Genomic DNA, 12,989 nt, shown 5'->3' on the forward strand with positions numbered 1-12,989 from the left:
CGGCACGCGCCGGGCCGGCTCGGGTCATCGCCGGCTACAGGGTACGGGCGAGCCGATCGGCGAGGATGCGGGTGAACCGCGACGGGTCGGCCAGCTCCCCGCCCTCGGCGAGCAGCGCCATGCCGTACAGCAGCTCGGCGGTCTCGGTCAGCGCGGTGGCGTCGGCGCCCTGCTCGTGGGCCTTGCGCAGCCCGGTGACCAGCGGGTGGGTCGGGTTGAGCTCCAGGATCCGCTTCACCTGGGGCACCTCCTGCCCCATCGCCCGGTACATCTTCTCCAGCGTCGGGGTCATGTCGTGCGCGTCACCCACCACGCAGGCCGGCGAGGTGGTGAGCCGGGTGGAGAGGCGGACCTCCTTCACGCTGTCGGCCAGCGCGCCGCTCATCCAGGTGAGCAGGTCGGCGTACTCCTGTCGCTCGGCCTCGGCCTTCTCCTTCTCCTCGTCGGTCTCCAGGTCGACCTGGCCCTTGGCGACCGAGCGCAGCGTCTTCCCGTCGTACGCGCCGACCCGCTCGACCCAGACCTCGTCGACCGGGTCGGTGAGGATGAGCACCTCGTAGCCCTTGGCGCGGAACGCCTCCAGGTGCGGGGAGTTCTCGATGGTGGCCCGGTTCTCGCCGGTGGCGTAGTAGATCTCGGTCTGGCCGTCCTTCATCCGCTCGACGTAGTCGCGCAGGGTGGTCAGCTCGGCCGGGTCGTTGGTGGAGGCGGCCCGGACAAGGTCGAGCAGGGCCTCGGTGTTGTCCGGGTCCTCGAGCAGACCCTCCTTGACCACCGCGCCGAACTCGCCCCAGAAGGTGCGGTACGCCTCGGCGGACAGGTCCTTGAGGGTGGCCAGCACCTTCTTGACCAGGCGGCGGCGCACGGCCCGGATCTGCCGGTCCTGCTGGAGGATCTCCCGGGAGATGTTCAGCGACAGGTCGTGCGCGTCGACCACGCCCTTGACGAAGCGCAGGTAGTTGGGCATGAGCGCGTCGCAGTCGTCCATGATGAAGACGCGCTTGACGTAGAGCTGCACGCCGCGGCGGCCCTGCGGGGAGAACAGGTCCAGCGGGGCGTGCGAGGGCAGGAAGAGCAGCGCCTCGTACTCGAAGGTGCCCTCGCCCCGCATGTGGATGGTTTCCAGCGGGTCGGCCCAGTCGTGCGCGACGTGCCGGTAGAACTCCTTGTACTCGGCCTCGTCGACCTCGTCCCGGGAGCGGGCCCAGAGCGCCTTCATCGAGTTGAGCGTCTGCTCCTCGCGGGTCGTCGCGCCGTCCTCACCGGACCGCTCGACGGTCATCCGGATCGGCCAGGCGATGAAGTCGGAGTAGCGCTTGACGATCTCCCGGATGGTCCACTCGGCGGTGTAGTCGTGCAGGTTGTCCTCGGTGTCGGCGGGCTTGAGGTGCAGGGTGACCGAGGTGCCCTGCGGGGCCTCGTCGACCGACTCGACCGAGTAGGTGCCCTCGCCGGTGGACTCCCAGCGGGTGCCGCCGCGCTGCCCGGCGCGCCGGGTCAGCAGGGTGACCTTGTCGGCGACCATGAACGTGGCGTAGAAGCCGACGCCGAACTGGCCGATCAGCTCCTGCGAGGCGGCGGCGTCCTTGGACTCGCGCAGCTTGCGCAGCAGCTCCGCGGTGCCGGACTTGGCGATCGTGCCGATCAGCCCGATCACCTCGTCGCGGGACATGCCGATGCCGTTGTCCCGCACGGTCAGCGTCCGGGCCTCCTTGTCGACCTCGATCTCGATGTGCAGGTCGGCGGTGTCGACCTCGAGGTCCTTGTCGACCAGCGACTCCAACCGCAGCTTGTCCAGCGCGTCCGACGCGTTCGAGATGAGTTCGCGCAGGAAGACGTCCTTGTTCGAGTAGATCGAGTGGACCATCAGCTGGAGCAGCTGACGGGCCTCGGCCTGGAACTCCAACGTCTCAACCCGGTCGCTCACACCGACTCCCTTCCACCAGTTCGCGGGTCTTCCGGCGGAAAGGATACGAGGCGTGCGCACCGAAACAGCGCAGGGTGGCGGAAAGCCGTCTGGTCCAACCAGTTGACGGGTTGATGTGTCCGGGGCCACACTGCTGGCCATGGCCTTCGCCCCCGTCCCCCGCGCCTCGGTCTCCGACCACGTCTTCGGGCAGCTCCGCGACGCCATCGTCAGCGGCCGCTACCGGCCCGAGGAGACCCTCCCCGGCGAGCGCGAACTGGCCGCCGCCTTCGAGGTCAACCGGCACGCCGTCCGCGAGGCGCTGCGCCGCCTCCAGCAACTCGGCCTGGTCCGGGTCAGCCAGGGCGGCGCGACCCGGGTGCTCGACTGGCGGGTGCACGCCGGGCTGGACCTGGCGCTGTCGCTGGCCCGCTCCGGCGACGTACTCCCGGTGGCGACGCTGGTCCGCGACATGCTGGAGATGCGGGCCTGCGTCGGCATCGACGCGGCCCGGCTCTGCGCCGAGCGGGCCGACCCGGCGGTGGCGGCCGCGCTGGTCGCGGCCGCCGAGGAGTACGGCTCGCTCGCGCCCGCCCTGGCCCGGATGGCCGAGGCCAACATCGCGATCTGGCGGCTCGTGGTGCGCGGCAGCGGCAACACCGCCTACCTGCTGGCGTTCAACAGCCTGGTCGCCGGCACCTTCGCCGTCGGCGACGTCCCCCCGGACGCCCGCGCCGCCGAACTGCTCGACGTGGCCGGCCACCGGCGGCTCGCCGCCGCCATCGAGGCCGGCCAGGGTGCGGCGGCCGCCCGGCACGCCCGGGCCCTGCTGACCGCCCCGGTCACCACCCCCACCACCCCCGCCCCGCGAAAAGAGGCCCGAGCATGATCCCCGCCGTGCTCTACGCCGTCCCGGCGTTCCTGCTGCTCATCATCATCGAGGCGGTCTCCTACCGGTTCCTGCCCGACGACGACGAACGCGGCTACGAGCTGCGCGACACCACCACCAGCCTCTCCATGGGGCTGGGCAGCCAGATCATCGGAGTGCCCTGGAAGCTGCTCACCGCCGGCCTCTACGCGGCACTCTGGCTGGTCGCGCCGATCCACCTCTCCCCCGGCCACTGGTGGACCTGGGTGATCGTCTTCTTCGCCGACGACATCGCCTACTACTGGTTCCACCGGCTGCACCACGAGGTCCGGATCTTCTGGGCCAGCCACGTGGTGCACCACTCCAGCGTCTACTACAACCTCTCCACCGCGCTGCGGCAGAGCTGGACGCCGATGACCTCACTGCCGTTCTGGCTGCCCCTGGCCCTGCTCGGCATCCCGCCGTGGATGATCTTCCTGCAGCAGTCGATCAGCCTGCTCTACCAGTTCTTCCTGCACACCGAACGGGTCAACGTGCTGCCCCGGCCGATCGAGCTGATCTTCAACACCCCGTCACACCACCGGGTCCACCACGGCTCCAACGCCGAGTACCTGGACCGCAACTACGGCGGCATCCTGATCGTCTGGGACCGGCTCTTCGGCACCTTCGAGCCGGAACGTGCGACGGTCCGGTACGGCCTGACCAAGAACATCACCACCTACAACCCGCTGCGGGTGGCGACCCACGAGTTCGCCGCGATCTGGGCCGACGCACGCTCCGCCCGCTCCTGGCGGGACCGCCTCGGCTACGTGTTCGGCCGGCCCGGCTGGCAGCCCGCCCGGTGAGGCGCCCCTGGTTGCCCCTGTTCGGGGTGGTCGCCGCGGTCGAGCTGGTCGGTGTCGCGCTCGACTCGACCGCGGTGCAGTGGGTGGCCAAGCCGCTGCTCGCGCCGCTGCTGATGGCGTACCTCTGGACGGCCCGGCGCCGGTTCGACGGCGTCGCGGTCGGGCTGGTCTTCGCCACCGCCGGGGACGTGGCCCTGCTCGTGCCGGGCCGGGCCGCGTTCCTGGCCGGCATGGGCTGCTTCCTGGTCACCCAGCTCGGCTTCGCCACCGCGTTCCTCCGGCACCGCCGGCCGCCCGTTCCGGCAGTGTTGGCGTACGTGGCCCTGTGGGCGGTCGCCAACGGTCTGCTGTGGGGCGCGCTGGGGCCGCTGCGGCTGCCGGTGCTCGGCTACAGCCTGACCCTGTCCGTGATGGCCGCCGCCGCGACCAGCGTGTCCCGGCGTACGGCGGCTGGCGGGGCGCTCTTCCTCGTCTCCGACCTGCTGATCGGGGTGGGCGCGGCCGGCGTCGCCGTGCCCGGCCACGGCCTGCTGGTGATGACCACCTACATCGCGGCGCTGCTGCTGATCACCACCGGCTGGGCCGCCGCCCCGACCCTCGCCGGAACGGCTCGTCGCCCGGTGGCGGCGCCCGCTTGATCCACTCCGGCAGGTGTCGCCCACCCGGCTTGATCCGCTCCACCTCGCGCAGGTCGCGGTATCCCACGCGCCCGATACCGCGGTCGGCCACTCCCCCGGGGCTACCCGCGGGGGCTCGCCCAGGCGAGGAAGCGGTCGTGCAGGACGGGCGGCGGGACGTCGGCGTCCAGTTCGGCGAGTTGCGCGGCGGCCTCGGCCTGGAGAGTCGCCAGGTAGATCAGCAGGCCGGGGCGGTTCTCCCGGTACTCGCCGAGCAGGCGCAGCTTCGCGGGCGAGCACGGCCAGGCGATCCCGCACGCCTGGCAGCGCCAGGTGAGCCGGGACGGCAGGTGCTCGGGCCGGCGGCGGGTCACCGCAGCCTCAGCGCCACGGCGCGGGCCTCCTCGTCGGTCAGCGGAAGGAACCAGAGGAACCGCCGCACGATCTCCGGCGGACGCGGGCCGTCCGGGCGACCGCGCAGGTCCCGGATGGCCCGGCGGGCCAGCCGGACGAACTCGGGGAGAAGCTACGCGCGACGCGCCGCATCGGTCGGCGGGTCGGTCCACGCCGGGCAGGGCCAGTCCGCGCCGCAGCCGTCGCACACCCAGGCCGGCGGCGCCGTCGAATGCGCGGCCAGCGGCACGATCCGGGCCGGGTTCAGCACGAGCGCGAGGCGCTGTCCCTACGCAGCTTCCAACTCGCCTGGATTCCGGGACTTCTTCAGACCGAGGCGTATGCCCGGGCAACCCTGACGGGCGAGGCGCTGACCGCAACGGAAGTGGCCGACCTGGCCGAAGCCCGGATCAGTCGGCAAGCGGTCCTCCGCCGCGAGCGTCCGCCCCTCTTCATCGCGGCCATCGATGAATCGGTCCTTCGGCGCACCTCCGGCGGCGACCACGCCATGATGGCGGAGCAGCTTGCCTACCTTGCGGAATGCGCCACGATGCCCACCGTGCAGGTCTACATCGTCCCGCTGACCGCCGGCATGTACTCGGGCCTCGGCGGCCCTTTCACTGTGGCCGAACTCGCGGACGGCGGTCGCGTCGCACACGTCGACAGCCAGGCACGAGCGCAGATCATCGAACAGATCGAGGAGATTGCTACTCTGGATCGGCGGTGGGAGCGCATTCGCGGCGAGTGCCTGTCCCGGGCGCAATCCCTAGACCTCATCAGGGAAGCAGCAGGATCATGGACTTGACCGGCGCGCGGTGGCGCAAAAGCACCAAGAGCGAGAACAACGGCGGCGATTGCGTCGAAGTGGCGGACAACCTCCCGGGGGTGGTCGCCGTCCGCGACTCCAAGGACCCCACCGGCCCGGTCCTTGCCTTCACACCGTCGGCGTGGCAGGCGTTCGTCGCCGACATCGCCGAAGTGACCGGCGCGTGATCCACTCCACCTCGCGCATGTGGCGGTATCCGAGCGTGTCGGACACCGCCACATGCCGCATCTGGAGAAACCCGGCAGCGGTCAGTTGACCCGTACCGGGGTGGAGAGCAGTTCGTTGTCCGCCCCGAGCGCGTCCCGGTTCGGCCGCAAGGCGGCCACCGCCCGGAAGGTGATCTTCCCGGCAGCCTGGTCCTCCGCTGTGACGGTGTAGCTGAACGAGAAGGCGACGGTCTTGCCCGCCGGCTGCACCGGGACCGGCTGCGTGTCGATGCCGACCTCCTGATAGCCGTACGGCTGGTTCCGGTAGAGCCGCACCTCGACAGTCTCGTCGTACCGGGTGTTCTGCACGTTGACGGTGACGCCGATGCTCTGCCCGACCCGGGCGGTCGACGGCACGCCGAGCCGGACGATCGACACGTCGTGGGTACGGACCATCACCACCTGCGTGGCCGAGGCGCTCCGCCCGTCGACCGTCCACGCCGTCAGCCGCACGGAGTAGTCGCCGTCGGCGTTGAACCGGTGCCGCGGATACTGGTCATCCGTCGTGGTGCCGTCGCCGAAGTCCCAGCGGACGGAGGCGATACCCAGCCCCGCCGGGTCGTAGATCGACGGCCAGAACGAGACCGTGTCGAAGATGCTGGGCTCCCACCCTGGGGGCGAGAAGTCGACCTCCGGGTCCGGCGCGACGTCCAGCCGGAAGGTCGTCTGCTCGGAGAAGCTCGCCCCCGTCCGGAACAGGTAGGTCGTGCCGGCCTGCGCCTCGAAGGTCACCGGCGTGTAGCCGTAGGCAGGCCGGCAGTACACCTCCGTGAGGCTGTCCAGCGAGCTGCCGGTGTAGACGGCGATGCCAGGATAGTCCGGCAGGGTGCCGGCCGTGACCATGCGGGTGGTCGTCGGCGTGTACGAGTACCAGACGGTGCGGGTGGAGCTGAAGCACGACGTCGGCTCGCCGTCCTCCGCCGTCGCGGTGGTGAGATCCTGGACGTTCGAGTACGGCAGCGCGTCGACCGGCAGCGCGTCGGCGAAATTGTCGTTGGTCACCGCCTGGGTGACCACGTCACCCTCCTGTTCGGCGAAGGCCGCGGTGGGTCCCGCGACGAGTAGTGCGATCACCCCCGTGAACGCGATGGCGAGTGCTGCGTGACGTTTGACCACTGGTTCCTCCTGGGCCCCGTGTCCCATGTGGATCTGACCGGCCGACCGTAGGTCGCCGCACCATATGGCGGGGTTAAGACAACCTCGGGTTTGGGCTAAGGAGCCGACGTCACGAGGCCCGGGTCTCGGCGGCGACTTCGCGAACGGCCGCACCGTACTGGCTTCGACCGAAGACGAAGGGGCCGAAGTCGCCGTAGTCGCGCTCGGGTCGGTGGGGTTGAACGAAGCCGCTCCACATCACCACCAGGTCCCCGACGTTGACGTGATCGAGCACCAGCCCGGCGTACGCGCCCGGCACGTCGTAGCCGGCCGCACGCTCGAAGGCCGAGACCAGCTCGACCAGGCTGACGCCGTCGACGTGCGGCAGCAGCTCGCGGGCGGGGTCCGGGCCGTCGCCCCATGGGCGGATCTCGAACCGCACCCTGCGGAGGAGCGGCGGAGTCGGCACCGACCCAGTGTGCCTCGCGCGATCACATCGCCGGACCCCGGCCGGCGCCGGCGGGTATCCTGCCGGCGTGGCCAGGGAGAACGGGCGCAAGCTGATCGCCTCGAACAAGAAGGCGCGGCACGACTACACCATCCTCAAGACGTACGAGGCGGGGATCGTGCTGGCCGGCACCGAGGTGAAGTCGCTGCGCGAGGGGCGGGTGTCGCTGGTCGACGCCTTCGCCCAGGAGCGCGACGGCGAGATCATGCTGTACGGCCTGCACATCGCCGAGTACGGCTACGGCACCTGGACCAACCACGCGCCCCGGCGCACCCGCAAGCTGCTGCTGAACCGGGTGGAGATCGCCCGGATCCTGGAGAAGCTGCGCGACGGCGGCATCACGCTCGTACCGCTGTCGATGTACTTCTGCAACGGCTGGGCCAAGGTCGAGCTGGGCCTGGCTAAGGGCAAGAAGTCGTACGACAAGCGGCAGGCCCTCGCCGAGCGGGACGCCAACCGGGAGATCGCCCGCGAGCTGGGCCGCCGCCTCAAGGGCCGGGCCGGCGCCGGCCGCTGACCGGACGGCCTGCCGCACCGCTGCTGTCCCGGCGTGCACACTGAGCCGGGGTTTCCTCGACCCGCGAAGAAAGATAGATGTAAATATTGACGCTTGGCGTTAGCACGGACACAATCAGGCACCCATCCGCCACCCTGGGAGCCACCATGATCCGTCCCCGCCTGCCGTTGCGCCGGGCGGCCGGCCGGATGGCCGCGCTCGCCGCCGCCACCGCCGGTGTGCTGCTCGCCTTCGCCCCACCCGCCAGCGCCGCCGTGCCCACCGGCCGCTACGTCGCGCTGGGTGACTCGTACACCGCCGGCCCGCTGATCCCCACCCAGGTCGACCTCAACTGCCTCCGGTCGGACCGCAACTACCCGTCCCTGGTCGCCGCGTCGGCCGGCTCCTCGTCCTTCGCCGACGTGAGCTGCTCTGGGGCCACCACCAACGACATCCTCAACACCGGCAGCGGCCAGCTGGGCATCTCGGTGCCGCCCCAGCTCAGCGCGGTGACCTCGAGCACCGCGCTGGTCACGGTGGAGATCGGCGGCAACGACATCGGCTTCTCCAGCATCATCAGCGACTGCGCGCAGGCCAGCCTCAGCAGCCCGTTCGGCTCGCCCTGCAAGAACAAGTACACCGCCGGGGGCACCGACCAACTGCAGGCCCGGATCAACGCCACCGCGCCGAAGGTGGCCACCGTGCTGCAGGCGGTCCACGCGGCGGCCCCGGGCGCGCGGGTTGTCGTCATCGGCTACCCGGCGATCCTGCCGGACAGCGGCTACGGCTGCTGGCCCGTCGTCCCGATCGCCTACCAGGACGTGCCGTACCTGCGCGGCGTCGAGAAGTCGCTGAACGGCATGCTGGCCAACACCGCCGCCGCGAACAACGCCACCTACGCCGACGTCTACACCCCGTCGATCGGACACGACGCCTGCAAGAGCAGCAGCACCCGCTGGGTCGAGGGTCTGTTCCCGGAGAACTCGGCCGCCCCGTTCCACCCGAACGCCCGGGGTGAGCAGGGCATGGCCAGCGCCGTGCTGGCCAGACTGAACAGCTGACGGTCCTCGGACCGCCCGGCCCCGTCACGTCGCGACGGGGCCGACGCTGTTGCTGGAGTCGGCATGAGCGTGCGCCGACTCGTTGACAAGACTTCTTGTACATCATCCCTTGTCGGTTTAGGCTGACGCCGTGACGAACGAACCGAGCACCCTGCGCCTCACCGATCCTCGCGCCATGCGGGCGCTCGCCCACCCCACCCGGCTGCGGCTGCTCGGCGAATTGCGCGTCCGCGGCCCGCAGACCGTCGGGATGCTCAGCGACATCACCGACGAGGCGGTCGGGTCGGTCAGCTATCACCTGGGCAAGCTGGCCGAGCACGGCTTCGTCCGGGAGGCCCCCGAGCTGGCCCGCAACCGCCGCGAGCGCTGGTGGCGGGCGGCCCACGCCCGTACCTCCTGGGAGCCGGTCGAGGCGCTCGCCGACCCGGAACGCAAGGCCGCCTCCGACCTGCTGCGCCGCGCCATCCTGGACCGGTACGTCGACCAACTGCGGAACTACCTCGACGCCGAGGCCACCCTCGACCCACAGTGGGTACGCGGCACCACCAGCAGCGACTCCACCCTGCACCTGACCAGCGACGAACTGCTGGAGCTACGGGCGGACCTGGCGGCGCTGGCCGAGCGCTGGCGGGCCCGCAGCGACGCGAACCGGCCCGACACCCGCACCGTCACCCTCATGTACCACGCCTTCCGGGCCCCGCGATGACGCCGGCCCCGCCGCGCCGGGCCCCGCTGGTCGGCCTGCTGAGCGCGCACGTCGTGTCGCTGACCGGCAACATGCTCACCCTGATCGCCCTGCCGCTCTATGTGCTGGCCGAGACCGGATCCCCGGCCGCCACCGGGCTCGCCGGCGCGTTCGCCACCGCGCCGGTGGTGCTCGGCGGCGCGTTCGGCGGGGTGCTCGTGGACCGGATCGGCTACCGCCGGGCCAGCATCCTCGCCGACCTGGTCTCGGGCGCGACGGTCGCCGCCGTCCCCGCGCTGCACGCCACCGTCGGGCTGCCGCTCCCGGCACTGCTGGTGCTGGTCTTCGTCAGCGGCCTGCTCGACACCCCGGGCCAGACCGCCCGTACGGCGCTGCTGCCCGAGGCGGCGACCGCCGCCGGCGTACCCATCGAGCGGGCGATCGGCTGGTTCGAGGCCACCGAGCGCGGCGCCCGGCTGATCGGGGCACCGGTCGCCGGCCTGCTGGTCAGCGCGCTCGGCGCGCTACCCGTGCTGGCGGTGGACGCGGCGACGTTCGCCGTCTCGGCGCTGGCGGTCGTGGCCCTGCTGCCGGCGGGCATGCGGCCCGAGACGGCGGAGGTGACCTCCGGGGGCTACTGGCCCGACTTCGCGGCCGGGCTGCGCTTCCTGGTCCGCGAGCCGCTGCTGCGCGCCATGGTGCTGCTGGTGCTGGTGACCAACCTCTTCGACGCGACCAAGAGCAACGTACTGCTCCCGGTCGTCGCCGCGCGTGACCTCGGCGGGGCGACCGCGTTCGGCCTGCTGGTCGGCGCGATGGGTGGCGGCGCGCTGGTCGGTTCGCTGCTGTTCAGCGCGGTGGGACACCGGCTGCCCCGGCGGGCCACCCTCGTCACCGCGTTCGCCGTCGCCGGCGCGCCGCCGTTCTGGGCGCTGGCCGCCGCGCCGCCGCTGCCGGTCGTGGCCACGGTCTTCGCGCTGGCCGGGCTCGCCGCCGGGGCGATCAACCCGCTGATCGGCGCGGTCGAGCTCGAACGGGTGCCCGCCCACATGCGAGCCCGGGTGTACGGGGTGATCGGGGCGGGCGCGTGGGGCGCCATGCCGCTCGGCGCGCTCGGCGCCGGGGTGGCCGCCGACCGGTTCGGCACTACCGCCACCCTGGTCACCGTCGGCACCTGCTACCTGCTGGTGGTCCTCACCCCGCTGCTCGGCGGCCCCTGGCGGGCGATGGGCCGCCCGGTGCCCGAGCAGCGGCAGCCGGAACGACCGACGACCGTCGACACCCGGTCGGGTTGACGACCCGCCTTCCGGGACGGGACCTCTGGCCCTGACGGCAGCGGCCACCTCGCACATACCCTCGGGGGTATAGGAGGTGGTCCGCGATGAGACGGCTTCTGGTACTGGGCGCGGGCACGGCCGGGACGATGGTGGCCAACAAGCTCCGCCGCCGGCTGGACCGCTCGGACTGGGATGTCACCGTGGTCGAGCAGCGGGACCGGCACTACTACCAGCCCGGATTCCTGTTCATCCCGTTCGGCGCGGCCCCCGCGGCGGCCTTCCGGCCCACCGAGTCGCTCCTGCGCCCCGGGGTCAACCTGCGGCACGGCGAGATCGACCGGGTGCTGCCCGCCGGGAACGAGGTGCTGCTGACCAACGGGGAACGGCTCCCGTACGACCAGCTGGTCGTCGCCACCGGCGTGGCACCCCGGCCCGACCAGACCCCGGGCATGCTGAACGCCGACCGCTGGCGCAGGAACGTCTTCGACTTCTACACGTACGACGGGGCCGTGGCGCTTGCCCATGCGCTACAGCGCTTCCCCGGCGGCCGGCTGGTCGTGCACGTCACCGACCTGCCGATCAAGTGCCCGGTGGCGCCGCTGGAGTTCGCCTTCCTCGCCGACGCGTGGTTCCGCGCGCGCGGCATGCGGGACCGGGTGGAGCTGGTCTACGCGACGCCGCTGCCCGGGGCGTTCACCAAGCCGGTGGCGGCCCGCCATCTCGGCGCCATGCTGGACGACCGGAAGATCGCCGTGGAGCCCGACTTCCTGGTCGAGCGGGTCGAGGACCACCGCCTGGTCTCCTACGACGACCGGGAGATCCCGTACGACCTGCTGGTCACCGTGCCGCTCAACATGGGCGCCGAGTACGTGGCCCGCTCCGGGCTGGGCGACGAGCTGAACCTCGTCCCGGTCGACCGGCACACGCTGCTCTCCACGGACTGGCCGAACATCTTCGCCGTCGGCGACGCCAACGACCTGCCCACCTCCAAGGCCGGCTCGGTGGCGCACTTCTCCGTCGAGGTGTTCGTGGACAACTTCCTGCAGCACGTCCGGGGCGAGCGGATGACCGGCCGCTTCGACGGGCACGCCAACTGCTTCGTCGAGTCCGGCGACGGCCGTGGCCTGCTCATCGACTTCAACTACGACACCGAACCCCTGCCCGGCAGCTACCCCCTCCCCGGCGTCGGCCCGTTCCGCCTGCTCCGGGAGAGCCCGGTCAACCACTGGGGGAAGCTCGCGTTCCGCTGGCTCTACTGGAACGTGCTGCTGCCCGGGCGTCCCGTACCCCTGCCGGCCCGGATGTCGATGGCCGGCAAGCATCCCGAGGAGTGATCGCGATGACCGTCACCAGCATCGCCGGGCGCGAGATCCACGTCGACGCCGAGGGCTTCCTCACCGCGTACGACGAGTGGGACGACGACCTGGCCGCCGGGCTGGCCGCGCAGATCGGCATCGAGCTGACCGACGCCCACCGGCGGATCCTCACCGCGCTGCGGGAGGACTACCGGCAGCACGGGGAGACCGCCACCCTGCGCCGGATCTCCGGGCTGACCGGGGTGCCCACCAGGGAGCTCTTCGCGCTCTTCCCGAAGAAGCCCGCCAAGAAGATGGCGTACGTCGCCGGCCTGCCCAAGCCGCGCGGCTGCGTATGAGAGGAGGAACGGTCATGACCACCAACGCCCCGGCGACCCTACCGACCGTGGTGCCGAACTTCGATACCGACACCGGCCGCAAGCTCGCCATCATCTGCTCCAAGGGCAGCCTCGACATGGCCTACCCGGGCCTGGTGCTGGCCAACGCGGCACTCGGTGAGGGGGTGGAGACCCACCTGTTCTTCACCTTCTGGGGCTTCGACATGATCACGAAGTCGCGGATGGCCGACCTGAAGTTCACCCCGGTCGGCAACCCCGCCACACATGTGCCGCAGGGCCTCGGCGGCCTGCCCGGGATGACCGCGCTCGCCACCCACCAGCTCCGGAAGCAGATCGCCGAGCTGGGCGTGCCCGACGTGCCGGAGTTCCTCGACCAGATCGTCGCCGCCGGCGGGCACCTCTGGGCCTGCCGGATGTCGGCCGACCTGATGCACCTCACCGAGGACGACCTCTACCACCAGGTGGAGGGCATCATCAGCGCCGCCGACTTCATCGAGAAGACCGAGGGAGCGCAGCTGCTGTTCATCTGAGGTGTCAGGAGGGGCCCCCGGT

15 protein-coding genes and 1 pseudogene are annotated in these 12,989 nt (G+C 71.3%); 12 read left to right on the forward strand and 4 right to left on the reverse strand.

Annotated features, from left to right (window positions below; genetic code table 11):
- Positions 1–34: 34 nt before the first annotated feature.
- Entirely contained in the window at positions 35–1,867 is a 1,833-nt protein-coding gene (gene htpG / locus ACGFI9_RS10515) for a molecular chaperone HtpG (protein ID WP_393177867.1), read from the reverse strand.
- A gap of 199 nt (positions 1,868–2,066) precedes the next feature.
- Between htpG and ACGFI9_RS10520 the strand changes: the two genes are divergently transcribed.
- The 3 genes from ACGFI9_RS10520 to ACGFI9_RS10530 are packed head-to-tail and all read left to right on the forward strand — an operon-like array spanning position 2,067 to position 4,257.
- The gene (locus ACGFI9_RS10520) at positions 2,067–2,795 is read left to right on the forward strand and encodes a FadR/GntR family transcriptional regulator (RefSeq protein ID WP_393177276.1); all 729 of its coding nucleotides are present in this window, start codon (positions 2,067–2,069) and stop codon (positions 2,793–2,795) included.
- On the forward strand, positions 2,792–3,619 hold the full coding sequence (locus ACGFI9_RS10525; RefSeq protein WP_393177278.1) for a sterol desaturase family protein: 828 nt from the start codon (positions 2,792–2,794) through the stop codon (positions 3,617–3,619). Before ACGFI9_RS10520 ends, ACGFI9_RS10525 begins: the two co-directional genes overlap by 4 nt.
- 11 nt (positions 3,620–3,630) lie before the next feature.
- Complete coding sequence (locus ACGFI9_RS10530) at positions 3,631–4,257, forward strand: lysoplasmalogenase (RefSeq protein ID WP_393177280.1); 627 nt, start codon at positions 3,631–3,633, stop codon at positions 4,255–4,257.
- 101 nt (positions 4,258–4,358) lie between these two features.
- Here ACGFI9_RS10530 and ACGFI9_RS10535 read toward each other — a convergent pair whose 3' ends face one another.
- Positions 4,359–4,610, reverse strand: a complete 252-nt coding sequence (locus ACGFI9_RS10535; protein ID WP_393177282.1) for a flavin reductase — start codon at positions 4,608–4,610, stop codon at positions 4,359–4,361.
- Between the two features lie 290 nt (positions 4,611–4,900).
- Between ACGFI9_RS10535 and ACGFI9_RS10540 the strand changes: the two are divergent.
- A pseudogene (locus ACGFI9_RS10540) lies at positions 4,901–5,434 on the forward strand (DUF5753 domain-containing protein); the annotation flags it as partial.
- Positions 5,425–5,622 carry a DUF397 domain-containing protein gene (locus tag ACGFI9_RS10545; RefSeq protein WP_393177284.1) on the forward strand — a complete coding sequence of 66 codons (198 nt, stop codon included), beginning with the start codon at positions 5,425–5,427 and terminating at the stop codon, positions 5,620–5,622. The pseudogene ACGFI9_RS10540 and the gene ACGFI9_RS10545, both read left to right, overlap by 10 nt.
- Before the next feature lie 81 nt (positions 5,623–5,703).
- On the opposite strand, the gene ACGFI9_RS10550 is transcribed toward ACGFI9_RS10545, so the two are convergent.
- Together ACGFI9_RS10550 and ACGFI9_RS10555 are read right to left on the reverse strand one after the other, a co-directional pair.
- Positions 5,704–6,777, reverse strand: coding sequence for a PKD domain-containing protein (locus ACGFI9_RS10550; RefSeq protein ID WP_393177286.1), 1,074 nt, complete (start codon positions 6,775–6,777; stop codon positions 5,704–5,706).
- A 109-nt stretch (positions 6,778–6,886) separates the two neighbouring features.
- Positions 6,887–7,225 carry a hypothetical protein gene (locus tag ACGFI9_RS10555; protein WP_393177288.1) on the reverse strand — a complete coding sequence of 113 codons (339 nt, stop codon included), beginning with the start codon at positions 7,223–7,225 and terminating at the stop codon, positions 6,887–6,889.
- A 67-nt stretch (positions 7,226–7,292) separates the two neighbouring features.
- Between ACGFI9_RS10555 and smpB the strand changes: the two genes are divergently transcribed.
- The 7 genes from smpB to ACGFI9_RS10590 all read left to right on the forward strand — a co-directional run bounded on the left by smpB (position 7,293) and on the right by ACGFI9_RS10590 (position 12,967).
- Positions 7,293–7,781, forward strand: a complete 489-nt coding sequence (gene smpB / locus ACGFI9_RS10560) for an SsrA-binding protein SmpB (RefSeq protein ID WP_393177290.1) — start codon at positions 7,293–7,295, stop codon at positions 7,779–7,781.
- A 146-nt stretch (positions 7,782–7,927) separates the two neighbouring features.
- Positions 7,928–8,821: an SGNH/GDSL hydrolase family protein gene (locus ACGFI9_RS10565; protein WP_393177292.1), complete on the forward strand. Its 894-nt coding sequence runs from the start codon at positions 7,928–7,930 to the stop codon at positions 8,819–8,821.
- Positions 8,822–8,951: 130 nt separating this feature from the next.
- Complete coding sequence (locus tag ACGFI9_RS10570; RefSeq protein WP_393177294.1) at positions 8,952–9,527, forward strand: helix-turn-helix domain-containing protein; 576 nt, start codon at positions 8,952–8,954, stop codon at positions 9,525–9,527.
- Positions 9,524–10,801 carry an MFS transporter gene (locus tag ACGFI9_RS10575; protein WP_393177296.1) on the forward strand — a complete coding sequence of 426 codons (1,278 nt, stop codon included), beginning with the start codon at positions 9,524–9,526 and terminating at the stop codon, positions 10,799–10,801. Before ACGFI9_RS10570 ends, ACGFI9_RS10575 begins: the two co-directional genes overlap by 4 nt.
- Before the next feature lie 86 nt (positions 10,802–10,887).
- Positions 10,888–12,117 carry an NAD(P)/FAD-dependent oxidoreductase gene (locus ACGFI9_RS10580; RefSeq protein WP_393177298.1) on the forward strand — a complete coding sequence of 410 codons (1,230 nt, stop codon included), beginning with the start codon at positions 10,888–10,890 and terminating at the stop codon, positions 12,115–12,117.
- A 5-nt stretch (positions 12,118–12,122) separates the two neighbouring features.
- Entirely contained in the window at positions 12,123–12,437 is a 315-nt protein-coding gene (locus tag ACGFI9_RS10585) for a TusE/DsrC/DsvC family sulfur relay protein (RefSeq protein WP_393177300.1), read from the forward strand.
- 14 nt (positions 12,438–12,451) lie between these two features.
- Positions 12,452–12,967, forward strand: coding sequence for a DsrE/DsrF/DrsH-like family protein (locus ACGFI9_RS10590; protein WP_393177302.1), 516 nt, complete (start codon positions 12,452–12,454; stop codon positions 12,965–12,967).
- The last annotated feature ends 22 nt before the right edge of the window (positions 12,968–12,989 follow it).

Source organism: Micromonospora sp. NPDC048930 (assembly GCF_043197935.1).
Lineage (GTDB): Bacteria > Actinomycetota > Actinomycetes > Mycobacteriales > Micromonosporaceae > Micromonospora.

Bases quoted from the DNA above. Each gene is read 5' to 3' on its own strand.
- htpG (WP_393177867.1), bottom strand. From the start codon at position 1,867: ATGGTCCACTCGATCTACTCGAACAAGGACGTCTTCCTGCGCGAACTC.
- ACGFI9_RS10520 (WP_393177276.1), top strand. From the start codon at position 2,067: ATGGCCTTCGCCCCCGTCCCCCGCGCCTCGGTCTCCGACCACGTCTTC.
- ACGFI9_RS10525 (WP_393177278.1), top strand. From the start codon at position 2,792: ATGATCCCCGCCGTGCTCTACGCCGTCCCGGCGTTCCTGCTGCTCATC.
- ACGFI9_RS10545 (WP_393177284.1), top strand. From the start codon at position 5,425: ATGGACTTGACCGGCGCGCGGTGGCGCAAAAGCACCAAGAGCGAGAAC.
- ACGFI9_RS10565 (WP_393177292.1), top strand. From the start codon at position 7,928: ATGATCCGTCCCCGCCTGCCGTTGCGCCGGGCGGCCGGCCGGATGGCC.
- ACGFI9_RS10575 (WP_393177296.1), top strand. From the start codon at position 9,524: ATGACGCCGGCCCCGCCGCGCCGGGCCCCGCTGGTCGGCCTGCTGAGC.
- ACGFI9_RS10580 (WP_393177298.1), top strand. From the start codon at position 10,888: ATGAGACGGCTTCTGGTACTGGGCGCGGGCACGGCCGGGACGATGGTG.
- ACGFI9_RS10585 (WP_393177300.1), top strand. From the start codon at position 12,123: ATGACCGTCACCAGCATCGCCGGGCGCGAGATCCACGTCGACGCCGAG.
- ACGFI9_RS10590 (WP_393177302.1), top strand. From the start codon at position 12,452: ATGACCACCAACGCCCCGGCGACCCTACCGACCGTGGTGCCGAACTTC.